The organism is Stenotrophomonas sp. SKA14 (assembly GCF_000158575.1).
GTDB lineage: Bacteria > Pseudomonadota > Gammaproteobacteria > Xanthomonadales > Xanthomonadaceae > Stenotrophomonas > Stenotrophomonas forensis.
In genome coordinates this window covers 2,029,972-2,052,664 of sequence record NZ_DS999412.1, presented here as the reverse complement: position 1 = coordinate 2,052,664, position 22,693 = coordinate 2,029,972, and the positions used below count along the sequence as shown (strand labels likewise).

Genomic DNA, 22,693 nt, shown 5'->3' with positions numbered 1-22,693 from the left:
AAACCCCCACTGAGCCCGTTCCGGAACGGTGCGTTCCGGCGGCCCCGGGCTGGGTCATTCTTGCCGCCCGATCCCCCACCCGAGGCCCCTGATGACCCACCGCCTGCTGTTGCCGATCACCGCCGCCGCACTTGTCCTGCTGCTGGTTGCCACCGCCGTGGCCGCCCACGACTACGACACGGATCACGTTCCAGCGCTGCGCTGCGAATCGCAGTTCAACAAGACCCAGCAGTGCGCCATCGAAGGCCCGATGCGGCTGGCCCGGCAGCTGTCGGTCACCCGCTGCGTGGAGAACCAGAACTGGGGCCAGCGCCGCCGCATGCTCTGGGTCACTGACGGCTGCCGCGCCGAGTTCGTCGCCGACGAGTACGGTCGCTGGCCCGGGCGCGGTCGTGATCGCGACGACGAGGGCGAACGCCTGGTCTGCGAGTCGTACGAGAAGAAGGACAAGGAATGCCGCATCCGCGTGCGCCACGAAGTGCGCCTGGTCAAGCAGAAGTCGGTGACGACCTGTGTCGAGGACCGCAACTGGGGCTGGGACCGCCGTGGCATCTGGGTCAGCGACGGCTGCCGTGCCGAGTTCCGGGTCTATTGACTGCCGAGCACGCGCTGGCTGCGGCGGATCAGTGATCGCAACCGGCGTGACCGATAGACTGCATGCAACCGCCCGAGGAACGATTGATGACACCGCCGGATCCCTCCACGACGAGGCTGCAGATCCGCGACGCCCGCCCCGGCGATGCCGCCGCGCTGATCGCGCTGGACAGTGTGGCGGCACATGATCCGCGACGGGCGACGCAGATCGGCCAGTGGCTTGCGCAGGGCCATGTGCACGTGGCGGAGCAGGATTGCGTGGCTGTCGGCTACCTGGTCATCCATCACCACTTCTTCGGCGAAGCCTTCGTTGAAATGCTGATGGTGGGCCCGGCACGGCGCGGCCAAGGCATCGGTGCCGCCCTGCTTCGCCACGCCATTGCGCGACGCGGCGGCGGCAAGCTGTTCACCTCCACCAACAGCTCCAACAGCAGCATGCAGCGCCTGCTTGCTGCGTCGGGCTTCGTCGACAGCGGCATCGTGCACGGATTGGACGAGGGCGATGCGGAACGGATCTACCGCTTCGAGGGTGATTGATCGCGCTGCGCCACGCGCACAAAAAAGCCCACGCATCGCTGCGCAGGCTTCTTGATTCATCACAGTGGTCGGGACGGCCGGATTCGAACCGACGACCCTCTGCCCCCCAGGCAGATGCGCTACCAGGCTGCGCTACGCCCCGACTGATGCTGCGATGTGCCCGCCAGTGCGGCGGGCCGTGAAGTATAGCGGATTGCGAAGGAAATGGGATCAGCGGCGCAGCAACTGCAGCACTTCTTCCAGCTCCATGCGCACCTGCTTGATGATCTGGTTGCTCAGCGCCGATTCCTCGCGGGCATCGGGACCGTCCAGGCGCAGGCGTGCACCACCGATGGTGTAGCCCTGTTCGTACAGCAGGCTGCGGATCTGCCGCACCATCAGCACGTCGTGGCGCTGGTAGTAGCGACGGTTGCCTCGGCGCTTGGCCGGCTCAAGGCTGGGAAACTCGGTTTCCCAGTAGCGCAGGACGTGCGGCTTGACGTCGCACAGCTCGCTGACTTCACCGATGGTGAAGTAGCGCTTGGCCGGGATCGGCGGTAGTTCGCGGTTACTGCCCGGATCCAGCATAAGCTTCCACCCTCTCCTTGAGCTTCTGGCCCGGACGGAAGGTGACCACCGTACGGGCGGAAATCGGAATTTCCTCGCCAGTCTTGGGGTTGCGACCCGGGCGCTGGTTCTTGCGCCGCAGGTCGAAATTGCCAAAGCCCGACAGCTTCACCTGACGTCCCTGTTCCAATGCTTCACGCAGCACATCGAAAAACGCGTCGACGAATTCCTTGGCTTCCCGCTTGTTCAGACCGACTTCGTCGAACAGCTTTTCCGCCATCTCCGCCTTGGTCAATGCCATTGCCTGCTACCCCCGAGTGCTGCCCGCTCAGCCGCGGATCCGGGCGTGGTGTTCACGCTCGATGGCAGTGACCGCCTCGGCCACCACCGCATCCACGTCGCGGTCCGTCAGAGTGCGCGACTTGTCCTGCAAAATCAAGCCCATAGCGAGACTCTTGAATCCCGGCTCGACGCCCTGGCCGACATAACGGTCGAACAGGTTCAGGTCGCGCAGCAGCGGCCCGGCCGCCTGGCGGACGGTGGCGGCCAGATCGGCCCAGGCCACCTGTTCAGGCACCAGGAACGCCAGGTCACGGCGCACCGCCGGGTAGCGCGACAGCTCGCCGGCACGCGGCAGGCGGCGGGCGGTCAACGGCTCCAGGTCCAGCTCGAAGGCATAGACATCGGCCTCGATCTCCATCGCCTTGGCCAGGCGCGGGTGGATCTGGCCGATCCAGCCAATGGCCACGCCATCGCGCAGCACCTCGGCCGAACGCACCGGGTGGCCGTAGGCACGGGCCGACGGGCGGAACTCCAGCTGCGCGCCACTGGCGGCGGCCAGCGACTCCAGGTCGCCCTTCAGGTCATGGAAATCGACCTTGCGGCTCGGCAGGCCCCACTGCACCGCCTGCGCATCGCCACAGACCGCGGCGGCCACGCGAGGGGTTTCCAGCGGTGCCGGCCGGCGTTCGCCGGGCGACGCGTCGCCGGCCTGCTGGGCGAACACCCGGCCGAGCTCGAACAGGCGCACCCGGCCCAGCTGGCGGGCGGCATTGCGGCCGAGCGTGGCGACCAGGCCCGGCAGCAGCGACGGGCGCATCACCGCCAGTTCGGCCGACAGCGGGTTGGCCAGCGGCACCAGGCCATCGCGCAGCTGCCACTGGGTCAGCAGCGCGTCGTCGACGAAGGCGAAATTGACGGTTTCCTGCTGGTCACGGGCGATCAGCTGGCGACGCACGCTCAGCGCATCCAGCTGGGTTTCGCTCGGCATCGCCACGCGCGAGGCACCGCCCGGCAGCGTGGTCGGGATCTGCTCGTAGCCGTGGATGCGGGCCAGCTCCTCGATCAGGTCTTCCTCGATGGCGATGTCGAAGCGACGACTCGGCGCGGCCACCTGCCAGCCCTCGGCCGTCGCGCTCACGTCCATGCCCAGCGCGCGCAGGATGCGCTCGACTTCAGCGTCTTCGATGGTGATGCCGAGCACGCGGGTGATGCGCGCGCGGCGCAGCGCGATGGTTGCCGGCTGCGGCAGATCGGCCTCACGCACGGCCTCGGTGACCGGTGCCGGGATGCCACCGGCCAGGTCCAGCACCAGGCGGGTGGCGTATTCGATGGCGGTACGCGGCAGTGCCGGATCGACGCCGCGCTCGAAGCGATGGCCGGCATCGGTGTGCAGGCCCAGCTTGCGGCCACGGCCCATGATCGCGGCCGGCGCGAAGTGTGCGGCTTCCAGGAACACGGCGGTGGTGGCGTCGGTGACGCGGGTGTCGAAGCCGCCCATCAGGCCGGCCAGGCCGACTGCGCGGTCGGCGTCGGTGACCACCAGGAAGCTGTCGTCCAGCGCAGCATCGCGGCCGTCCAGCAGCTTCAGCGTCTCGTCCGCGCGCGAACGGCGCACGGCGATGCTGCCCTGCAGGGTGCCGAGGTCATAGGCATGCATCGGCTGGCCCAGCTCCAGCATCACGTACTGGGTGATGTCGACCAGCAGCGACACCGGGCGCACGCCGCTGCGGCGCAGGCGCTCGGCCATCCACAGCGGGGTCTTGGCCGCAGCGTTGACGCCCTCGATGACACGGCCGAGGTAACGCGGCGCTTCGGCACCGGCATCCAGCTGGATCGACAGTTCACGGCTGCCGACGGCCGCAATGGCGTCGGCGGCGAAATCCAGCACTTCGCTGCGGGTCGCAGCGGCAACGTCGAAGGCGATGCCACGCAGGCTGAAGCAGTCGGCGCGGTTCGGGGTCAGCTTGATCTCGATGCTGGCATCGGGCAGGCCCAGGTACTCGACCAGGGCCTGGCCGACCGGAGCGTCATCGGGCAGTTCCAGCAGGCCGGACGCATCGTTGTCCAGGCCCAGTTCCTTGGCCGAGCACAGCATGCCGTTGGACTCGACGCCGCGCAGCTTGGCCGGCTTGATCTTCAGTTCGCCGATCTGCGCGCCGACCATCGCCAGCGGCGCGACCAGGCCCGGGCGCGCGTTCGGCGCCCCGCAGACGATCTGCAGCAACTCGCCCTGCCCGGCATCGACCCTGCACACCTGCAGGCGGTCGGCTTCCGGATGGCGGACGGCCTCGACGATGCGTGCCACGACCACGTGATCGAGGCCTTCGCCCAGCGCGGTCACCTCTTCCACTTCCAGGCCGATGGCGGTCAGCACCGCACTCAGTTCATCGCGCGAAGCGCTGGTCGGGACGTGGCTGCGCAGCCAGTTTTCGGAGAATTTCATGGTGTCACCCTGGTGGGCCCGGCGCATGCGCCTGGGCCTGCGAATTTGGAAGCTGTCGTTTTACGCGAACTGTTTCAGGAAGCGCACGTCGTTCTCGAAGAACGCGCGCAGGTCGTTGACGCCGTAGCGCAGCATCGCGAAGCGCTCCACGCCCATGCCGAAGGCGAAGCCGGTGTAGCGCTCCGGATCGATGCCGACGTTGCGCAGCACGTTCGGATGCACCATGCCGCAGCCCAGCACTTCCAGCCAGCGGGTGCTGCCATCGGGCTGCTGCCAGGCGATGTCCACTTCCGCGCCCGGTTCAACGAACGGGAAGTAGCTGGGCCGGAAGCGCATTTCGAAATCGCGCTCGAAGAAGGCGCGCACGAACTCGGCCAGCGTGCCCTTCAGGTCGGCGAAGGTCGAATGCTCGTCCACCAGCAGGCCTTCCACCTGATGGAACATCGGCGAGTGGGTCTGGTCACTGTCGCTGCGGTACACCTTGCCCGCGGCGATCATGCGCAGCGGCGGCGCGTGGTCGCCCATGTAGCGCACCTGCACACCCGAGGTATGCGTGCGCAGCAGGCGGCCGTCGCCGAAGTAGAAGGTGTCATGCATCGCGCGCGCCGGATGGTGCGGCGGGAAGTTCAGCGCCTCGAAGTTGTGCCAGTCGTCCTCGATCTCCGGCCCTTCCGACAACTCGTAGCCCAGGCGGCCGAAGATGCCGGTGATGCGCTCCAGGGTGCGGGTGATCGGGTGCAGGCCGGCGCGATCGCCATTGCGGCCCGGCAGGGTGATGTCGATGGCTTCGGCGGCCAGGCGCGCATCCAGTGCCGCGTCTTCCAGCAGCGCCTTGCGCTCGCCCAGCGCGCGGGTCAGCGCATCGCGGGCCTGGTTGATGGCTTCACCGGCTGCCTTGCGCTCGTCGGCCGGCAGGGCGCCGAGCTGCTTGAGCTGCGAGGTGATGCTGCCACTCTTGCCAAGCAGGGCCACGCGCAGCTGTTCCAGCACGTCGGGGCTCTGTGCGGCGGCCACATCGGCCAGCGCCTGGGTGGTGAGGGATTGGATGTCGCTCATGGGGGGCCGGAACTCCAGTCGATCTGCCATCGCGATGCGCGAAGGGCCGACCCCTGTCGCCACCGCCGTCCCTGCGCTGCCGCTGTGGCCGCGCCGGGACCCAAAAAAGAATGGGGAAGGACTTGCGCCCTTCCCCATGCATTGCCTTGACCTGACACCGTTCCGAGTGAACGGTTACGGCATCGGGAAGGACTTATGCCGCCAGCGCGCCCTTGGCCTTTTCGGCCAGCGCGGCAAAACCGGCTGCGTCGTGCACGGCGATGTCAGCCAGGACCTTGCGATCCAGGGTGATGCCGGCCTTCAGCAGGCCGTTCATGAAGCGGCTGTAGCTCAGGCCGTTGATGCGGGCAGCCGCATTGATACGGGTGATCCACAGCGAACGGAAGTTGCGCTTCTTCTGCTTACGGCCGATGTAGGCGTACTGCTGTGCCTTGATGACCGCCTGCTTGGCGACGCGGAAGACCTTGCGACGGGCGTTGTAATAGCCCTTGGCGAGATCCAGGATTTTCTTGTGGCGGCGACGCGCCTGTACGCCACGCTTAACTCGTGCCATTTTTCAGTTCCTCAGAGGTAAGGGAGCATGCGGTCCAGACGGCCTGCGTCTTCTGCACGGACATGGCCCGTCTGACGCAGATTACGCTTACGCTTGGTCGCTTTCTTCGTGAGGATGTGGCTACGGTTGGCGTGGCCGCACTTGTACTTGCCCGAGGCGGTCTTGCGGAAACGCTTGGCCGCTGCCCGGTTGGTCTTGATCTTGGGCATTGCAATGTCCTTGATGGGATTTGACCCTGGTTTCTGACTGATCTGGCGGCGGCCTGGGCCGCTCTTTCCGTCCTGCCATGATCGGCGTACGACCCGTCCTGGGTGGGTCGAGCCGGGCATGATACAGGCAAAACCGCCCTGTCACCAGCCCCTGCAACCCTTTCACCGGCAATTCACCGGGATGCCGCAAAAGCAAAGGGACGCCATCGGCGCCCCCTCACCCTGAACCATTCAGCCAGGCGCCCCGGAAGGCGGCCGGTCAGGCCTCAGGTCTTCTTCTTCGGCGCGATCATCATGACCATCTGACGCCCTTCCAGGCGCGGACGGGATTCAATGACGATGTCCTCGCCCAGATCGGCCTCGATCCGGTTGGCCATTTCGCGGCCCAGTTCCTGGTGGCTCATTTCACGGCCACGGAAACGGATGTTGACCTTGATCTTGTCACCATCTTCGAGGAACTCACGCATCTTGCGCAGCTTGATCTGGTAGTCGCCCTCGTCCGTGACCGGACGGAACTTCACTTCCTTGATCTCGACCTGCTTGCTCTTCTTCTTGGCCTCGTTGGCCTTCTTCTGCGCTTCGAACTTGAACTTGCCGAAGTCCATGATCTTGCAGACCGGCGGATCGGCCTGCGGCTGGATCTCGACCAGGTCCAGGCCTTCATCTTCGGCCATGGACAGCGCTTCGTCGCGCGACAACACGCCGATCATTTCTCCGTCACTGCCGATCACGCGGACGCGCGGCACACGGATTTCCTGATTCTTGCGGTTCTGTTTGTTGTCAGGGGTGCTGATATTACGTTCTCCCAAGGGTATCGAACCGGTCCGGGTGCCTGTGCGCCCGGACCGGACCTTTGCTTACGCGCCCTCGGCGTGGAGCCGCTCGATGAAGGCCTGCAGGCTCATGCTGCCCAGGTCTTCGCCAGAACGCGTACGCACCGCTACAGCGCCGTTTTCCTTCTCGCGGTCACCAATGACCAGCAGGTACGGCACGCGCTGCAACGTATGCTCGCGGATTTTATAGCCGATCTTCTCGTTACGCAAATCCGAGCTGACGCGGAAGCCTTGCTCCGCAAGGGTTTTGGTCACGCCCGAGACGTATTCAGCCTGGGCGTCGGTGATGTTGGCCACCACCACCTGGGTCGGCGCCAGCCAGGCCGGGAACTGGCCGGCGTGGTGCTCGATCAGGATGCCCAGGAAGCGCTCCATCGAGCCGACGATGGCCCGGTGCAGCATGACCGGGTGCTTCTTCTGGCTGTTCTCGTCCACGTACTCGGCACCCAGGCGGCCCGGCATCATGAAGTCGACCTGCATGGTGCCCAGCTGCCAGGTACGGCCGATGGCGTCCTTCAGGTGGTACTCGATCTTCGGGCCGTAGAAGGCGCCCTCGCCCGGCAGTTCCTGCCACTCGACCCCATTGCTGGACAGTGCCGAGCGCAGCGCGCCTTCGGCCTTGTCCCAGGTGGCGTCGTCGCCCAGACGCGATTCCGGGCGCAGGGCGATCTTGACCTGGATCTCATCGAAGCCGAAGTGCTGGTAGACCGCCAGCGCCTGCTGGTGGAACGCGGTCACTTCCGCCTCGACCTGGTTTTCGGTGCAGAACACGTGGCCGTCGTCCTGGGTGAAACCACGCACGCGCAGGATGCCGTGCAGCGCGCCGGACGGCTCGTTGCGGTGGCAGGCACCGAACTCGCCATAGCGGATCGGCAGGTCGCGGTAGCTGTGCAGGCCCTGGTTGAACACCTGCACGTGGCCCGGGCAGTTCATCGGCTTGAGCGCGTAGGTGCGCTTCTCCGATTCGGTGAAGAACATCGCGTCCTGGTAGTTGTCCCAGTGGCCGGATTTCTGCCACAGGCTCACGTCCAGGATCTGCGGGCAGCGCACTTCGCCGTAGCCGGTCTTGCGATAGACCTTGCGCATGTACTGCTCGACCACCTGCCACAGCGCCCAGCCCTTGGGGTGCCAGAACACCAGGCCCGGGGCCTCTTCCTGCAGGTGGAACAGGTCCTGCTGCTTGCCGATGCGGCGGTGGTCGCGCATTTCGGCTTCTTCGATGCGCTTGATGTACGCCTCAAGCTGCTTCTTGTCGGCCCAGGCGGTGCCGTAGATGCGCTGCAGCTGCTCGTTCTGCGCGTCACCGCGCCAGTAGGCGCCGGAGATGCGGGTCAGCTTGAAGGCCTTCAGGAAGCGGGTGTTCGGCACGTGCGGGCCACGGCACATGTCAACGTATTCCTGGTGGTAGTACATGCCCATCGCCTGGATGTCGTCGGACATGTCCTCGATCAGGCGCAGCTTGTAGTCCTCGCCACGGGCCTTGAAGATCTCGACCACTTCGGCGCGCGGCGTCATCTTCTTGATGACGTCGTAGTCCTGGGCGATCAGCTCGCCCATGCGCTTCTCGATCGCCGCCATGTCTTCCGGGGTGAACGGGCGCTCGGAGTAGATGTCGTAGTAGAAGCCCTCGGCGATCACCGGGCCGATCACCATCTTGACGTCCGGGTACAGCTGCTTGACGGCGTGGCCGACCAGGTGGGCGCAGGAGTGGCGGATGATCTCCACGCCCTCCTCGTCCTTGGCGGTGATGATGCGCAGGCTGGCATCGTGGTCGATGACATCGCTGGCATCGACCAGCACGCCATCGACCGCACCGGCGATGGTGGCCTTGGCCAGGCCGGCGCCGATCGACTGGGCGACGTCCATGACGCTGACGGGGTTTTCGAACTCGCGGCGGCTGCCGTCGGGAAGGGTGATATTGATCATCGCAGTGGCTTCGTGCGGGGCCCGCCGGGCGGGCTGGAAAGCGTTCCCGGGCCATGGCCCGGGCAATAAAAAAGCGCCGCGAGGGCGCCTGGAACACAGGGCCTTCGGGGGCAGGTCAACAGTGGGCGGTGGTAGTGCTCATGTCGCACGCTCGGCCGGCGCTGGGCGCGGGCCACCTTGTTCCAGTCAGGGGTCTGCGACGATCTTAAACCAGCAGGGAGGAAAGCCCAAGCCGACCGGGGCCTGCCGCCGGCAAACGCGGCTGAATGGCCGTCGCTGGCGGGGCCAAATATCAATGATTACCATACGCAGGCGTTTCTCACTCGCGTGTGGCGCGCCCCTTCCTGGCCCTGGACCCACCCATGTATACGCTGTCGCTGCCGGCCCGTGCCGGCCTGCTCCGTGCCCCACTCTCCGCCCTCGCCCTTGCCGTCTCCGGCATGCTTCCGGGCCTGGCCGCGGCCGACGAGGCGCGTACGCTCGACACCGTGCAGGTGACCGCCCCGATCGCCACCGAGAGCGGCAGCGCGACCAAGACCGATACCCCGCTGCGCGAGATCCCGCAGTCGATCTCGGTCATCACCGACCGGCAGATGCGCGACCGCGGCATCCATGGCGTTGAAGAGGCGGTGTGGTACACCGCCGGCGCCCAGGGCGGCCAGTTCGGCGAGGACACGCGCAGCGACTGGCTGCTGGTCCGCGGCTTCAATCCGGCCCGCTACCTCGATGGCCTGGCCATGGTGGAAGGCACCTGGACCGGCGAATCGCGCCTGGAGCCCTATGGCCTGGAGCGCATCGACGTGCTGAAGGGCCCGGCCTCGGTCAACTACGGCGCGATGCCGCCGGGCGGCCTGATCAACTTCGTCAGCAAGCGGCCGCACGCCAACCCGCTGCAGGAAGTGGAACTGCAGGTTGGCAACTATGGCCTGAAGCAGGCCGCCTTCGACATCGGCGGTGCACTCAATGACAGCGGCAGCGTGCTGTACCGGCTGGTCGGCCTGGCCCGCAACAGCGACAACGTGATCGACCACGTCCATGACGATCGCTACTACCTCGCCCCCTCGCTGACCTGGACGCCGGACGATGCCAACGCACTGACCGTGCTGGCCCGCTACCAGAAGAACGACACGGTTGAGACCGGTGGCTTCCTGCCCTACCAGGGCACGGTGGTGCCCGGCGCCAACGGCCGCTATATCTCCCGCCACTTCTTCAGCGGCGAGCCGGGTGTGAACGACTACACCAAGGAAAGCGCCGCGCTCGGCTATGAGTTCCGCCACGATTTCGGCGATGGCACCGTGTTCAACCAGAACGCGCGCTACAGCTGGGCCGAAGTGGACGCCAGCCGCGGCAGCCTGGGCCTGTTCGGGCTGGTGTCGCCGGACAGCACCGAGCTGGTGCGCTACTACTACCCGCGCCTGGACAAGTCCGAAAGCGTGGCCATCGACAACAACCTGACCTTCCGCTTCCGCACCGGCCGTGCCGAGCACACGGTGCTGGCCGGGCTCGACTACCGTCGCGCGCGCAACGATTACGCCTCGGCGTTCCTGTTCGGCGCGCCCGGCATCGATGCCTACAACCCGGTGTACGGCGCACCGGTGCAGGTGCCCGACTACACCTCGCGCCAGGTGCAGACACAGAGCACGCTGGGCCTGTACCTGCAGGACCAGATCCGCATCGACCGCTGGCTGGTCACGCTGGCCGGCCGCCAGGACTGGGTCGGTACCGATACCGAGCAGCGCATCGGTACCGCCAGCCGCGCCCACCAGAGCGATGACAGGTTCTCCGGCCGTGTCGGCGTGAACTACCTGTTCGACAATGGCGTGAGCCCCTATGTGAGCTGGTCGCAGTCGTTCCAGACCACCATCGGCACCGACTACGCGGGGCGCGCGTTCGTGCCGACCACCGGCGAGCAGTTCGAGGCCGGCGTGAAGTACCAGCCCGAGGGGGGCCGCCTGCTGCTGACTGCGGCGGCATACCAGATCGAGCAGGACAACACGCTCACCGTCGACCCGCAGCACACCCTGTTCTCGATCCAGCAGGGCCAGACCCGCGTGCGCGGTGCCGAGCTGGAAGGGCGCTGGAACATCGGCCAGGGCCTGAGCGTGTACGGCAGCTACACCCGCCTCGACGCCAAGGTCCGGCGCAGTACCGATGCCGCTTCGGTGGGCAAGCGGGTGGCGCTGGTGCCGAAGGAAAGCGCGTCGCTGGGCGCCGACTACACCTTCACCGCCGGCGCGCTGAGCGGGTTCGGCTTCGGTGCCGGCGTCCGCTACAGCGGCGGCATCTACGGCGACATCTACAACGACTGGTACACGCCGTCGTTCACCCTCATCGATGCCAGCGTGCATTACGACCGCGGCCCGTGGCGCCTGCAGGTCAATGCCGCCAACGCCGCCGACAAGAAGTACGTGTCGGCCTGCAACAGCGCGACCTGGTGCTATTACGGCTACCCGCGTACCGTGACTGCCAGCCTGCGCTACCAATGGTGAGCCCGCGATGATCACGGTAGGCCTGTCGACGCTGGGATTCTGCAGCCTGGGCATGCTGGCGGCGATGTTCTCGGCGCTGGCCTTCTATGCCGCCTCGCCGCACTGCCGCTGGCCGCGCCTGCGCCGCGCAGGACGCCTCGGCCACCAGATCGGCCTGGTCGCCGCTGCCGCATCGCTGTGGCTGTGGATGGCCGAGCTGGGCTTCGCCGCTGGCCTGGTCGCAATGCTGTGCACGTGGATGCTGTCGGCGATGCTGCTGCCGGCACTGGCCGCGTGGCATCGCCCCGGCGCGGAGACACCGTGATGTGGGCGCGCGCGTTTGCCGGCATCTTCGCCGGCTTCTTCCTGGCGGCCGCAGCCACCGGACTGGTCACCTGGCTGCCACCGGGCCCATGGCAGAACGCCCTGGTGCCTGCGCTGATCGCCTTCGTGCCGCTGTGGATGCTGGCAGCGTTGTGGGCCTTCAGTTTCCGCCGCGCGGGGTATGCCTGGCTGGCCCTGGCCGGCAGCGCGGCGGCCGGCTTCGCTGTGCTCGGGCTGCTGCGCATGGCCGGCGCCGTGCAATGAGATCAATCGCATGAAGTTCAGCTCGCAGACCCTGCGCACGTTCACCACCCTGCACACCTGGGTCGGCCTGGTGGCCGGCTTCGGGCTGTTCGTGGCCTTCTATGCCGGTGCGCTGACCCTGTTCCACCACGACCTGCCGCTGTGGCAGACACCGGGCGCGGCCACTGCGTTGCCCGCCAGCCTGGATGACGCGCAGTACCTGCTGGAGGACGTGCTGACCGCGCATGCGGAAGCACGCCGGCATGTCGGCATGACCTTCCCCGGTGCCGAGCATCCGCAGCCGCTGGCCTACTGGCAGGCCGACGACGGGGGGTGGCGCTATGCCTGGCCGGGGCAGACCGCCGGCAGCCCGACGCCGCCGCAGTCGGGCCTGGCCGAACTGGTCAACGAGCTGCACTACAGCCTGGGCCTGCCGGTGGCCGGCATCTACGTGATGGGCATCGTCAGCCTGCTGTATGGCATGGCCCTGCTCAGTGGCCTGGTGATCCATCTGCCGAAACTGCTCGGCGACCTGTTCGCGCTGCGTCCGGGCCGCAACCTCAAGCAGCTGTGGCAGGACGCACACAACGTCATCGGTGTGCTCAGCCTGCCGTTCCACCTCATGTTCGCCGTGACCGGTACCCTGCTCTGCCTGGTGTTCATCCAGATCGCCCTGCTCAACCCGCTCATCTTCGAAGGCAAGGCCATGCAGGCGGTGCCGACGGCGATGGACACCGCGCCCGTGCGCGCCGCCAGCGGTGTGCCGGCCGCTCCGGGCAGCCTGCGCGAACTGCATGCGCGCGCGCTGGAAGTGGCGCGCGCGCAGGGCGTGACCGATTTCGAACCGGCCTACCTGAAACTGGCCAACGGCGGTGACGCCAATGCCACCATCGAGATCACCGGTGAATCCAGCGGCACCCTCGGCCCGCTTGGCTCGGTCGCGCTGGACGTCGCCAGTGGCCGCCTGCTGGCCAGCCAGCTGCCCGGCCACCGCGATGCCAACCACGCCACGCTCAGCGCCGCCTATGCGCTGCATTTCGGTGAGTTCGGCAACGGCGTGGTGGTCTGGCTGTATTTCCTGCTGGGCCTGGGCGGTGCCTTCCTGTTCTATTCGGGCAACCTGCTGTGGATCGAATCGCGGCGCAAGCGCCGGCAACCACAGCAGCCGCGCTCCGGGGTGAACATGGCGCGGGCCACGGTGGGCGTGTGCATCGGCCTGTGCGTGGCGATCTCGGTCGCGTTCGCCAGCGCCCTGGTGCTGGAACGGGTGGCACCGTCCGCCGTTGATCACGGCATCCGCTGGGCCTGTTTCGGCAGCTGGGCCGCCTGCGCGCTGTGGGCGGCACTGCGCCGCCCGGCCCAGGCGGCACGCGAGCTGCTCTGGGCCGCCGCGATCAGCACCGCGCTGGTGCCGGTGCTGCATGGCGCCCTCAGCGGTGACTGGTTGTGGCGCGCGGCCGCGCATGGGCACTGGCCGCTGTTCTGGGTCGATGCGATCGCACTGGCCATGGCGTTCGGCTTTGCCCGGCTGGCCCTGGCCAGCCAGCGTCGCGCGCGCAACGGCGATCCCAACAGCGTCTGGGCCAATTGAGGTAGCGCCGGGCATGGCCCGGCGCTACTGCCAACCCTCAATCGCCGATGCGGGCCTTCTGCCACGGGCCAAGCATGGCGTTGAGCAGGCTGGCCTGTTCGTCATCGCCGGTCAGCTCCCACATGAACACCCCGGCCAGGCCCTGCTCGCGGGCGAACTGCGCGCGCAGCCCGATCGAGCGTGGGTCTTCGTAGCTGATGAAGATCTTCTGCTGCGGGTTGTACAGCCACGGGCTCTGCGCCTGCGGCTGCCAGTGCTTCGTCCAGCCGGGCTGGTCGAGATAGCGCGCCTTGATCACCCGCCAGTCGCCCGCGTCGGCCGGAGCGCTGTACGACTGGTACAGCCCATCGGCGGCGTCGCCGGTGACCTTGAAACCACGGCCATAGAACGGCACGCCCAGCACCAGCTTGTGGGCCGGCACGCCGTGGTCGCGGTAGTACTGCACCGCGCCGGCCACGTTGTTCCAGCGCCGCAGTTCCGGTGCCAGCGGATCGGATGGAACTTCATGCAGCGGGGCGTTGAAGGTCGACACCGCCGAGAAGCCGGTGCCCATGTCGTAGCTCATCAGGTTGATGAAATCGAACACCCTGGCCAGCGCCGGCAGGTAGTAGCTGGCCGCCGGATCGTAGGGGCCATCGGTCTGCAGGCGACCGGCGGCCAACGCGGCGGTCAGCAGCATCGGCTGCCCCTGCTTGCGCCCGCGCGCGTCGAGTGCGACGCGGAACGCCTGCGCGAGCCTGGTCAGGTTGGCGCGATCCTGCGGGCGGTGCGCCAGCTCCTTCGGCCCACCACTGACCGGGAATTCCCAGTCGATGTCCACGCCATCGAAGCTGCCGGCGTGGCGATCGAAGAACAGCGCCATGCAGGAATCGACCAGGCGCTTGCGGCTGGCCTCGCTCAGTGCCGCATCGGAAAAACCGCCCGCCCCCCAGCCGCCGATGGAAATCAACGTGCGCAGGTGCGGATGCGCCTTCTTCAGCTCGGCCAGCGCAGCGAAGTTGTCCGGCGCTTCGGCACCGACCGTGCAGCGCCCGTCTTCAATGGTGGAAAACGCATAGAACAGGTGGGTCAGGCGTTCGGCCGGAATGCTCGACACCGGATAGCGCTCGGCCGACCCGCCAGGATAGTAGGCACCGAAGATCGGCGCCTGCGGTGCCGCAGCGGCGTGTGCAGCGATGGGCAGGGCGCCGGCAATCAGCACGGCAAGGACAGCCACGGTCTGGCGCAACATGGGATCTCCCGGTTCGAAGGCGCAGCCACGTTAGCAAACCGATGTGCCTGCGGTACGGATGTCGCGGCATGTCGTCCAGTGGACACGCGCGCTCCCGCCCAGGACGACACCCCAGCGGTCACACCACTGCCATCTTGCGCCGCAACAGGACAGCCGCCGACGCCGCGCTCTCCCTCCCCTGCATCGGCTAAGGTAGCCGCGGATCTTCAACCCCGCATGGACATGAGCACCGACCACGACAACAGCGACGACGGCGCACGGCTGGATGACGCCCCCCTCGACGAACTGCAGGTACTGGAAGCCCGTGCCTATGATGCATTCCACGAAGGCGACCTCACCCGGGCCGTGGCCCTGTTCGGTGAATTGACCGGGCATGCCCCGGAGGCTCCCTACCTGCATTACATGCGCGGGCTCGCCCACAAGTACCTGCGCGACTGGCCGGCCTCGCTGCGGGACAACCTGCAGTCGGAACAGCTGCGCGACGCGTTCGATGTAGCCACCGCATGGAATGCCGGTATCGCCGCCACTGCACTGGGCGACTGGACCGAGGCGCGGCGCCAATGGAGCCGCTGCGGCATCACCGTTCCCGGCGACGCGGGGCCGATCGACGGCGATTTCGGCGTGGCCTGCCTGCGCCTGGCGCCGTGGTCTGCCGCCGAGGTGGTCTACATGCGCCGCATCGATCCGGTGCGCGCCCGCATCGACAATGTGCCGCTGCCGGAAAGCGGTTTCCGCTTCGGTGACATCGTGCTGCATGACGGCGCCTCGACCGGCCACCGCAGCTACCGGGAGCAGAGTGTGCCGGTGTTCAATGCGATGCAGCGCCTGCAGCCATCGGACATGGCCACCTTCACCGTGTTCGTGCAGTGTGATTCCGCCGATGACATCGCTGCCCTGGAAGCCATGCACCTGCCCGGGATCGGCATGGTCGAGGATTGGAGCGCGACCGTGCGCAGGCTGTGCCGCCGTTGCAGCTACGGTACGCCGCACCAGGACGATGACGCAGCGGGGCGCACGGATGGCTGGGCGCGCGCGCGCGATCTCGGCATTGCCGCGCAAGGGCGTGCCGCGGTGGAAAAACTGCTGGCAACGTGGGCCGCTGCGGCACCGGGACGCGTGCTGGAAGCCATCGAACAGCGCGAGCATCTGCTGAGTGAGCCCGAGCCGGGCCAGGTCTGGTGGCTGGGGGAGGAAGAGCAGGAAGAAGATGCCCGGTAACGCCGAGCGTGTTCGACTCCGGCGATGCCTCCAACAGCGTGTCAACCAAGGTTGACACCCACCCGGGGCTCGAGCGTGTCAACCAAGGTTGACACCTACCGGATCGAAACGCCTTCTGGCACAAGGGCTTCAGAATTCTTCAGGCGGCTTTCCAGCACTTCAGATGCGGTGCTGGCTCAATCGGGCTCCCTTTCGATGGAGCCCGCCGATGCGTTCGATCCTGCCCGTTCTCACCCTGCTCTGCGCCCTGTGTGCCGCGACCTTCACCGCTCGTGCCGCGCCGCCAGATCCGGCACGCCTGCTGGCGCTGCAGCAGGCCATCGCCCGCGATGAGCTAAAGCAGATCCGCAGCGTGCTGCTGCAGGTCGATGGCCAGGTGGTTTACGAGGGCTACTTCAATGGCGCCGACGCACAGACCCTGCACGACGTGCGATCGGCCAGCAAGGGCGTGACAGCACTGTTGGTGGGCGCTGCCATCGGCGAGGGACGCGTGCCCGGCGTGCAGGCCCGGGTGTACGACTACTTCCCGGCGTTCACCGCGCAGCACGCGGTCGACCCGCGCCTGCGCGCCACCACCCTGCAGGACCTGCTGACCATGAGCAGCCTGTGGGAGTGCGATGACGAGAACCCGTTCTCGGCCGGCCACGAAGAACGCATGTACGTCACCGAGCGGTGGCTGGACTTCGCGCTGGCGCTGCCGGTGAAGGGCTTTGCGCCATGGATGCAGCGGCCGCAGGACAGCCCGCATGGCCGCGCGTTTGCCTACTGCACCGCCAACCCGTTCGTGCTCGGTGCCGTGCTTGAACAGGCCAGTGGCCAACCGCTGGCCGACTATGCCGCACGCGTTCTGGAGCAGCCGCTGGGCATCACCCACAGCCAGTGGAACCGTTCGCCGGAGGGCATCGGCATGGGCGGCGGCGGCACCCGCTACCGCACGCGCGACCTGGCACGGTTCGGCCAACTGGTACTGGACGGTGGCCGCTGGCAGGGTCGCCAGTTGGTCCCCAGGGACTACATCGCGGCGATGGTGCAGGCGCAGGCGACCACCCCCGATGGCAGCGATTATGGCTACCAGTGGTGGGGCCTGAAGCTTGATGTGCAGGGTTCGTCGCGCACCGTGTGGGCGATGTCCGGCAATGGCGGCAACTATGTGTTCGTGCTGCCCGAACAGCGCGTGGTGGCCGTGGTCACCAGCCAGGCCTTCAACCGCTCCTTCGCCCATCCGCAGTCGCGGCGCATCCTCACCGAGTTCCTGCTGCCGGCGCTGCGCTGAGGGCGGCCAGGTCCTCCGGCCGCCAGGCGGCGGCCAGCACCTGCGCGCGCTGCCGGGCGATGTCGGTATCGATGCGCTCCAGCAACGCGGGCCAGCCCGGGGCGCCGTGCAGGGGCACCAGCAGCGGCGTGGCACGCAGCCATGCCACGTCACGGAAGCCATCATCGACGGCCTGATGCAATGCGGCGACGGCCGCATCTGTACGTCCAGCCGCCTGCAGCAGCAGTGCCCGCTCCACGCCCGTGTCGGACCAGCCGTCGCTGCCGCTGGCATCGAGCTGCTGCAGACGCTGCCCGATCCACGCGGCCTGCGCCGGCTGCGCGCCGTACAGGCCCGCCAGCGTCTGCCCCAGTGATTGCTGGGGCCGCAGCTGGCGACCGTGCTCGAACGCCGCTGCTGCAGTCACCGGGTCACCGGCCAGCAGCGCCAGCTCGCCCTTCATCCGCAGCAGCTGCGGGTGCGGCGTGCCCCGCGCCAGCGCCTCGTCCAGCGCCTGCCTGGCCTGTTGCGGCGCGCCGGCCAGATACAGGCTGCGCGGCCAGGCGATATTGGAGAAGACGTTGTCCGGGTAGAGCTGAAAGTTGCGCGCGTGGCGTTGCGCTGCAGCCTGGGTGAAGCCCAGCAGTTCCAGCTCGCGCGCCACCTGCACGTCGCGGAAACGCACGCGCCCGGGCGCCTTCAATGACAGGTTCTCGCGCAGCGCCGTCACCAGCTGGCCGCGCTCCTGCCGCAGATACGCCAGCGACGCGCGGCTGCGTTCGTCGGCGGGATCCAGTTCCAGGGCGCGCACGTAACCCGCCATCGCGTGCGGCATGTCGCCGAGGCAGTCCTGCGCATAGCCCCACAGCGCATGGGCGGCAGCATCGCGCGGCGCCCGCCTGCGCTCCTCGCTGGCCAGGGCCAGCGCCTCTTTCACTTGTCCCGGCGAGCCGTTGAACAGGCAGCCCTGCGCCGCCAACGCACGCGACAGTCCCCGCCGCGCCGGCGCGGACTCCGGATCGACCTGCAGCGCCTGACGGTACAGGCTGATCGCCCGCTCGTTGTTGCTGGCCTGACCGATGCCGGCGTAGTAATCGGCCCTCTGCAGCGCCGTCTGCGCCGCACCAGGCGCAGTCGACCGTGACCACCACACCAGCGTCATTGCGGCGACGCCCAGCGCTACGGCCGCCATCAGGCCCCGCCCTGCCCTGCCGCGCCAATGCGACCGGGCAGGCTGTGCGGTACCCGGCAACGGCTGCGCGCACAGCTGGTAGCCGCGCCCGCGCACCGAACGGATGTAGCGCGGCCGGCGACTGTCATCGCCCAGCGCCTGGCGCAGCAGCTTGACCCGTTGGCTGACCGCGTCTTCGCCGACCACTGCCGGTGCCCAGACCTGCGCCGCGAGGGTGTCGAAATCGACGACCTCGGCACCGTGCGCCAGCAGCACGTCCAGCAGCGTCCAGCTCAGGCCGCTGACCGGCAGGATCTGGCCGGCGCGGCTGACCCGCTGTGCCGGGCGGTCAATGTCCAGATCGAGCAGGCGAAGGGTGTCCATGGGCGAAGCATAGCGGCACGCCAGCCGCAGATCGCGGGCAAAGAAAAAGCGGGCCGAAGCCCGCTTTTTCATTTCAGCGATTGCAGAAGCGTGTCAACCAAGGTTGACACCCACCGTAATCGACCGGAGGCCGATTACTCGGCGCTGACGGCGTCGCCTTCTTCCACGGCCTTCATCGACAGGCGGATACGGCCCTGCTTGTCGACTTCCAGCACCTTGACCTTGACCACATCGCCTTCCTTCAGCACGTCGCCGACCTTCTCGACGCGGTCGCTGGAGATCTGCGAAACGTGGACCAGGCCGTCCTTGCCCGGCAGGATGGTGACGAACGCACCGAAGTCCATGATCTTGGCGACCTTGCCTTCGTAGATGCGGCCCGGCTCGACGTCCGAGGTGATCTGCTCGATGCGGGCCTTGGCGGCCTGGGCAGCGATGGCGTTGACCGAAGCGATGACGATGGTGCCGTCATCCTGGATGTCGATCTGGGTGCCGGTTTCCTTGGTGATGGCCTGGATGGTCGAGCCACCCTTGCCGATCACTTCGCGGATCTTGTCCGGGTGGATCTTGATGGTCAGCAGGCGCGGCGCGTAGTCGGACAGCTCCGAACGCGGGGCGGTCAGGCCGTGGGCCATTTCGCCCAGGATGTGCAGACGGCCAGCCTTGGCCTGCTGCAGGGCCTGCTTCATGATCTCTTCGGTGATGCCTTCGATCTTGATGTCCATCTGCAGGGCGGAGATGCCCTCAGCGGTACCGGCCACCTTGAAGTCCATGTCGCCCAGGTGATCTTCGTCACCCAGGATGTCGGACAGGACGACGAAGCGCTCGCCTTCCTTGACCAGGCCCATGGCGATACCGGCCACCGGCGCCTTCACCGGCACGCCGGCGTCCATCAGGGCCAGCGACGAACCGCAGACCGAGGCCATCGACGAGGAACCGTTCGACTCGGTGATTTCCGAGACGACGCGGATGGTGTACGGGAAGGCTTCCAGCGACGGCATGACAGCCAGCACGCCGCGCTTGGCCAGGCGACCGTGGCCGATTTCGCGGCGCTTCGGGCCCATCATGCGGCCGCACTCACCCACCGAGAACGGAGGGAAGTTGTAGTGGAACAGGAAGTTTTCCTTGTACTCACCGGCAACGGCGTCGATGACCTGGCCGTCACGGGCAGTGCCCAGGGTGATGGTCACGATGGCCTGGGTTTCGCCGCGGGTGAACAGCGAGGAACCGTGGGTACGCGGCAGCACGCCGGTCTTCACGGCGATCGGGCGGACGGTGTCCAGCGCACGGCCGTCGATGCGGACCTTGGTGTCCAGCACCGAGTCACGCATGGTGCGGTATTCCAGCTCGCCGAATTCCTTCGACAGCTCGGCCGGGTTCCAGCCCTCGGCGGCCACGCGGCCAGCCAGGGTTTCAACCACGTCCTTCTTGATCGCCGAGATGGCGTCGCGGCGCTGCAGCTTGTCGCGCACCTGGAAGGCTTCGCCCAGGCGCGGGCCGATGGCTTCCTTCAGGGCGGAGATCAGCGCGTCGTTCTTGGCCGGGGCTTCCCAGGTCGACGGCTTGGTGCCGGCTTCGACGGTCAGCTCGTTGATCGCGTTGATGACCTTCTGCATTTCGCGGTGACCGAAGGTCACGGCGCCCAGCATCACTTCTTCGGACAGCAGCGCGGCTTCGGATTCGACCATCAGCACGGCGTTGGAGGTACCGGCGACGACCAGTTCCAGCTGCGAGTCAGCCAGTTCGCTGACGGTCGGGTTCAGGATGTACTCGCCGTTCTTGTAACCAACCTTGGCAGCGCCGATCGGACCCATGAACGGGGTGCCGGCCAGGGCCAGGGCAGCCGAGGCACCGATCAGGGCCGGGATGTCACCGTCCACGTCCGGGTTCAGCGACATGACCGTGGCGATGATCTGCACTTCGTTCTTGTAGTCTTCCGGGAACAGCGGGCGGATCGGACGGTCGATCAGACGCGAGATCAGGGTTTCCTTCTCGGTCGCACGGCCTTCGCGCTTGAAGAAACCACCCGGGATACGGCCGCCGGCGTAGAACTTTTCCTGATAATCGACGGTCAGCGGGAAGAAGTCCTGGCCTTCGCGCGCGCTCTTGGCGGCGACGGCGGTGACCAGCAGTACGGTGTCGTCCATCTTGACGATGACGGCACCGCTGGCCTGGCGGGCGACTTCGCCGGTCTCAAGCGTGACGGTGTGCTTGCCGTACTGGAAGGTTTTGGTGATTTTTGCCACGGAGGGTGTCCTTGGGGATGCTGTCTGCGAATTTGGACCGTCGGCGACCCTTGCCGCCAGCGGGTGGCCGGATCGTTCCGGCCTGAATCGGGGATTGCGGTGCTACAAAACAAAACCGCGGCGCATCGCTGCGCCGCGGGGGATTCGTTGCTTAGCGACGCAGGCCAAGCTTTTCGATCAGGGCCTTGTAACGCTCGACATCCTTCTTCTTCAGGTAGTCGAGCAGGCTGCGACGGCGGTTGACCATCTGCAGCAGGCCGCGGCGGCTGTGGTGGTCCTTCTTGTGGGTCTTGAAGTGGCCGGTCAGCAGTTCGATGCGGGCGGTCAGCAGGGCCACCTGGACTTCCGGGGAGCCGGTGTCGGCGGCGCTGCGCTTGTTGTCTTCAATGACCTTCTGGGTGTCGATCGACATTTTCTTTTTTCTCTGTGATGCGTGGCCGGCAGGAACGCGCTTCGCGCACCGCCAGGCTCGCCGTGGACTACGAGGATGAAACCTGCGCGAGGCAGGTTGCCGGAAAACGGCCGCGAAATTGTAACGGCCGGGGGCTTCCGGGACAAGGTCCGGGGCTGAACCGGCAGGCCCCGGTCAGAGGTTGAAACGGCGCTGGGGGGCCAGCAGGCCGCTGTCATCGACCTGGCCCAGGCCCTGGACAACATCGTCCGGGCCGAACACGGCGACCAGGCCACGCGGCCAGGACAGGTCGCGCTGACGCTGGCCGACACAGAACCGGTGGGCCTGGCCGGCGTCGAGGTCGACCCGCGGGTACTCGGCCAGGCCGGCGGCCAGCGGCAGCAGCAGCGCATCCATGCCGGCCTCGTCGCCCGCCTCGACCATCGCCCGCAGCTGGTCCAGGGTGACCATCGCCGGTGCCCGGAATGGTTCAACCCAAAGCCGGCGCAGCGCGCTGATATGGGCGCCGCAGCCCAGGCTTTCGCCGAGGTCGCGGGCCAGGCTGCGGATGTAGGTGCCCGAGCCGCAGGTGATGCGCAGGCGCAGCCGTTCCGGCTGCTGCTCGAGCACCTCGATGGCGTGCACCTGCACTTCGCGCTCGGGCGCCTCGATGACGTCGCCACGGCGGGCCTTCACATATAGCGGCTCACCGCCCTGCTTCAGCGCCGAATAGATCGGCGCCCGCTGCAGGATGCTGCCGGTCAGCGGCGCCAGCGCGGCCTGCAGGGCCTGCGCACTGATCGCCGGCACCGGGCGCTGCAGCAGCACCTGGCCTTCGGAATCGTCGGTATCGGTGGTCTGGCCGAGCACGATCTCGGCGTCATACGCCTTGGCCGAGCCAAGCAGCAGGCCAGCAATCTTGGTCGCCTCGCCGAAGCACAGCGGCAGCAGGCCGGTGGCCAGCGGGTCGAGGCTGCCGGTGTGACCGCCCTTCTCGGCACGGAACAGGCGACGGGCCACCTGCAGGGCGGCGTTGGAGCTCATGCCGGTCGACTTGTCGAGCAGCAGGATGCCATCCAGGCGGCGGAACTGAATTCGGGTCATGACAGGAAGTTGTAGAGCCGAGCCATGCCCGGCTACCGCAGCGCGGCCCGCATGGGCATCGCGTTGCCGGAACGGAAAGACGCCGGGCATGGGC

Annotated in this window: 21 protein-coding genes and 1 tRNA gene; 8 read left to right on the top strand and 14 right to left on the bottom strand. The window is 67.3% G+C overall.

Annotated elements, in window-relative coordinates:
- Positions 1–91: 91 nt before the first annotated feature.
- Complete coding sequence (locus tag SSKA14_RS09290; protein WP_008266204.1) at positions 92–595, top strand: DUF3011 domain-containing protein; 504 nt, start codon at positions 92–94, stop codon at positions 593–595.
- An 86-nt stretch (positions 596–681) separates the two neighbouring features.
- Positions 682–1,131: a GNAT family N-acetyltransferase gene (locus SSKA14_RS09285; protein ID WP_008265860.1), complete on the top strand. Its 450-nt coding sequence runs from the start codon at positions 682–684 to the stop codon at positions 1,129–1,131.
- Between the two features lie 65 nt (positions 1,132–1,196).
- Here SSKA14_RS09285 and SSKA14_RS09280 read toward each other — a convergent pair.
- The 9 genes from SSKA14_RS09280 to thrS all read right to left on the bottom strand — a co-directional run bounded on the left by SSKA14_RS09280 (position 1,197) and on the right by thrS (position 8,979).
- Positions 1,197–1,273, bottom strand: a tRNA-Pro gene (locus tag SSKA14_RS09280).
- Between the two features lie 68 nt (positions 1,274–1,341).
- Positions 1,342–1,698, bottom strand: a complete 357-nt coding sequence (locus SSKA14_RS09275; protein WP_005410431.1) for a MerR family transcriptional regulator — start codon at positions 1,696–1,698, stop codon at positions 1,342–1,344.
- Positions 1,679–1,978 (bottom strand): integration host factor subunit alpha, encoded by a 300-nt coding sequence (locus SSKA14_RS09270; RefSeq protein ID WP_005410432.1) that lies wholly within the window; start codon positions 1,976–1,978, stop codon positions 1,679–1,681. The genes SSKA14_RS09275 and SSKA14_RS09270 overlap by 20 nt, the downstream gene beginning before the upstream one ends.
- Before the next feature lie 27 nt (positions 1,979–2,005).
- On the bottom strand, positions 2,006–4,402 hold the full coding sequence (gene pheT, locus SSKA14_RS09265) for a phenylalanine--tRNA ligase subunit beta (protein WP_040009519.1): 2,397 nt from the start codon (positions 4,400–4,402) through the stop codon (positions 2,006–2,008).
- A 60-nt stretch (positions 4,403–4,462) separates the two neighbouring features.
- On the bottom strand, positions 4,463–5,458 hold the full coding sequence (locus SSKA14_RS09260; RefSeq protein WP_005417865.1) for a phenylalanine--tRNA ligase subunit alpha: 996 nt from the start codon (positions 5,456–5,458) through the stop codon (positions 4,463–4,465).
- A 193-nt stretch (positions 5,459–5,651) separates the two neighbouring features.
- Positions 5,652–6,011, bottom strand: a complete 360-nt coding sequence (rplT, locus tag SSKA14_RS09255) for a 50S ribosomal protein L20 (protein WP_005410435.1) — start codon at positions 6,009–6,011, stop codon at positions 5,652–5,654.
- 11 nt (positions 6,012–6,022) lie between these two features.
- Positions 6,023–6,220 carry a 50S ribosomal protein L35 gene (gene rpmI, locus SSKA14_RS23330; RefSeq protein ID WP_005410436.1) on the bottom strand — a complete coding sequence of 66 codons (198 nt, stop codon included), beginning with the start codon at positions 6,218–6,220 and terminating at the stop codon, positions 6,023–6,025.
- Between the two features lie 266 nt (positions 6,221–6,486).
- On the bottom strand, positions 6,487–7,029 hold the full coding sequence (gene infC / locus SSKA14_RS09250) for a translation initiation factor IF-3 (protein ID WP_080357233.1): 543 nt from the start codon (positions 7,027–7,029) through the stop codon (positions 6,487–6,489).
- A gap of 48 nt (positions 7,030–7,077) precedes the next feature.
- On the bottom strand, positions 7,078–8,979 hold the full coding sequence (gene thrS, locus SSKA14_RS09245) for a threonine--tRNA ligase (protein ID WP_008266374.1): 1,902 nt from the start codon (positions 8,977–8,979) through the stop codon (positions 7,078–7,080).
- Between the two features lie 362 nt (positions 8,980–9,341).
- Between thrS and SSKA14_RS09240 the strand changes: the two genes are divergently transcribed.
- Genes SSKA14_RS09240 through SSKA14_RS09225 form a run of 4 tightly spaced genes read left to right on the top strand, consistent with a single transcriptional unit; the run spans position 9,342 to position 13,605 of the window.
- Positions 9,342–11,468, top strand: a complete 2,127-nt coding sequence (locus SSKA14_RS09240; protein WP_008268643.1) for a TonB-dependent siderophore receptor — start codon at positions 9,342–9,344, stop codon at positions 11,466–11,468.
- 7 nt (positions 11,469–11,475) lie between these two features.
- On the top strand, positions 11,476–11,772 hold the full coding sequence (locus tag SSKA14_RS09235; protein WP_040007368.1) for a hypothetical protein: 297 nt from the start codon (positions 11,476–11,478) through the stop codon (positions 11,770–11,772).
- A complete protein-coding gene (locus tag SSKA14_RS09230) occupies positions 11,772–12,035 on the top strand; it encodes a hypothetical protein (RefSeq protein ID WP_008266569.1) in 264 nt (87 codons plus the stop codon). The genes SSKA14_RS09235 and SSKA14_RS09230 overlap by 1 nt, the downstream gene beginning before the upstream one ends.
- Positions 12,036–12,045: 10 nt before the next feature.
- A complete protein-coding gene (locus SSKA14_RS09225; RefSeq protein ID WP_008266883.1) occupies positions 12,046–13,605 on the top strand; it encodes a PepSY-associated TM helix domain-containing protein in 1,560 nt (519 codons plus the stop codon).
- A 37-nt stretch (positions 13,606–13,642) separates the two neighbouring features.
- On the opposite strand, the gene SSKA14_RS09220 is transcribed toward SSKA14_RS09225, so the two are convergent.
- A complete protein-coding gene (locus tag SSKA14_RS09220) occupies positions 13,643–14,836 on the bottom strand; it encodes a glycoside hydrolase family 18 protein (RefSeq protein WP_008268150.1) in 1,194 nt (397 codons plus the stop codon).
- Between the two features lie 216 nt (positions 14,837–15,052).
- Here SSKA14_RS09220 and SSKA14_RS09215 point away from each other — a divergent pair, with 216 nt between their 5' ends.
- The gene (locus SSKA14_RS09215) at positions 15,053–16,054 is read left to right on the top strand and encodes a hypothetical protein (protein ID WP_008266806.1); all 1,002 of its coding nucleotides are present in this window, start codon (positions 15,053–15,055) and stop codon (positions 16,052–16,054) included.
- A gap of 208 nt (positions 16,055–16,262) precedes the next feature.
- A complete protein-coding gene (locus SSKA14_RS09210) occupies positions 16,263–17,327 on the top strand; it encodes a serine hydrolase (protein WP_008265209.1) in 1,065 nt (354 codons plus the stop codon).
- On the opposite strand, the gene SSKA14_RS09205 is transcribed toward SSKA14_RS09210, so the two are convergent.
- The 4 genes from SSKA14_RS09205 to truB all read right to left on the bottom strand — a co-directional run bounded on the left by SSKA14_RS09205 (position 17,296) and on the right by truB (position 22,599).
- Entirely contained in the window at positions 17,296–18,861 is a 1,566-nt protein-coding gene (locus SSKA14_RS09205; protein WP_008267428.1) for a winged helix-turn-helix transcriptional regulator, read from the bottom strand. The two genes, SSKA14_RS09210 and SSKA14_RS09205, sit on opposite strands and share 32 nt — an antisense overlap.
- A 134-nt stretch (positions 18,862–18,995) precedes the next feature.
- Positions 18,996–21,104: a polyribonucleotide nucleotidyltransferase gene (pnp, locus tag SSKA14_RS09200; protein WP_006458359.1), complete on the bottom strand. Its 2,109-nt coding sequence runs from the start codon at positions 21,102–21,104 to the stop codon at positions 18,996–18,998.
- Positions 21,105–21,255: 151 nt separating this feature from the next.
- Positions 21,256–21,516 carry a 30S ribosomal protein S15 gene (rpsO, locus tag SSKA14_RS09195; RefSeq protein WP_005417886.1) on the bottom strand — a complete coding sequence of 87 codons (261 nt, stop codon included), beginning with the start codon at positions 21,514–21,516 and terminating at the stop codon, positions 21,256–21,258.
- A 174-nt stretch (positions 21,517–21,690) separates the two neighbouring features.
- Entirely contained in the window at positions 21,691–22,599 is a 909-nt protein-coding gene (gene truB, locus SSKA14_RS09190) for a tRNA pseudouridine(55) synthase TruB (protein ID WP_008267049.1), read from the bottom strand.
- Between the last annotated feature and the right edge of the window lie 94 nt (positions 22,600–22,693).

What these genes read in the sequence shown, in the direction of transcription:
- SSKA14_RS09290 (WP_008266204.1), top strand. Translation starts at nt 92, where the DNA reads ATGACCCACCGCCTGCTGTTGCCGATCACCGCCGCCGCACTTGTCCTG.
- SSKA14_RS09285 (WP_008265860.1), top strand. Translation starts at nt 682, where the DNA reads ATGACACCGCCGGATCCCTCCACGACGAGGCTGCAGATCCGCGACGCC.
- SSKA14_RS09275 (WP_005410431.1), bottom strand. Translation starts at nt 1,698, where the DNA reads ATGCTGGATCCGGGCAGTAACCGCGAACTACCGCCGATCCCGGCCAAG.
- SSKA14_RS09270 (WP_005410432.1), bottom strand. Translation starts at nt 1,978, where the DNA reads ATGGCATTGACCAAGGCGGAGATGGCGGAAAAGCTGTTCGACGAAGTC.
- pheT (WP_040009519.1), bottom strand. Translation starts at nt 4,402, where the DNA reads ATGAAATTCTCCGAAAACTGGCTGCGCAGCCACGTCCCGACCAGCGCT.
- SSKA14_RS09260 (WP_005417865.1), bottom strand. Translation starts at nt 5,458, where the DNA reads ATGAGCGACATCCAATCCCTCACCACCCAGGCGCTGGCCGATGTGGCC.
- rplT (WP_005410435.1), bottom strand. Translation starts at nt 6,011, where the DNA reads ATGGCACGAGTTAAGCGTGGCGTACAGGCGCGTCGCCGCCACAAGAAA.
- rpmI (WP_005410436.1), bottom strand. Translation starts at nt 6,220, where the DNA reads ATGCCCAAGATCAAGACCAACCGGGCAGCGGCCAAGCGTTTCCGCAAG.
- thrS (WP_008266374.1), bottom strand. Translation starts at nt 8,979, where the DNA reads ATGATCAATATCACCCTTCCCGACGGCAGCCGCCGCGAGTTCGAAAAC.
- SSKA14_RS09240 (WP_008268643.1), top strand. Translation starts at nt 9,342, where the DNA reads ATGTATACGCTGTCGCTGCCGGCCCGTGCCGGCCTGCTCCGTGCCCCA.
- SSKA14_RS09235 (WP_040007368.1), top strand. Translation starts at nt 11,476, where the DNA reads ATGATCACGGTAGGCCTGTCGACGCTGGGATTCTGCAGCCTGGGCATG.
- SSKA14_RS09230 (WP_008266569.1), top strand. Translation starts at nt 11,772, where the DNA reads ATGTGGGCGCGCGCGTTTGCCGGCATCTTCGCCGGCTTCTTCCTGGCG.
- SSKA14_RS09225 (WP_008266883.1), top strand. Translation starts at nt 12,046, where the DNA reads ATGAAGTTCAGCTCGCAGACCCTGCGCACGTTCACCACCCTGCACACC.
- SSKA14_RS09220 (WP_008268150.1), bottom strand. Translation starts at nt 14,836, where the DNA reads ATGTTGCGCCAGACCGTGGCTGTCCTTGCCGTGCTGATTGCCGGCGCC.
- SSKA14_RS09215 (WP_008266806.1), top strand. Translation starts at nt 15,053, where the DNA reads ATGGACATGAGCACCGACCACGACAACAGCGACGACGGCGCACGGCTG.
- SSKA14_RS09210 (WP_008265209.1), top strand. Translation starts at nt 16,263, where the DNA reads ATGCGTTCGATCCTGCCCGTTCTCACCCTGCTCTGCGCCCTGTGTGCC.
- SSKA14_RS09205 (WP_008267428.1), bottom strand. Translation starts at nt 18,861, where the DNA reads ATGGACACCCTTCGCCTGCTCGATCTGGACATTGACCGCCCGGCACAG.
- rpsO (WP_005417886.1), bottom strand. Translation starts at nt 21,516, where the DNA reads ATGTCGATCGACACCCAGAAGGTCATTGAAGACAACAAGCGCAGCGCC.
- truB (WP_008267049.1), bottom strand. Translation starts at nt 22,599, where the DNA reads ATGACCCGAATTCAGTTCCGCCGCCTGGATGGCATCCTGCTGCTCGAC.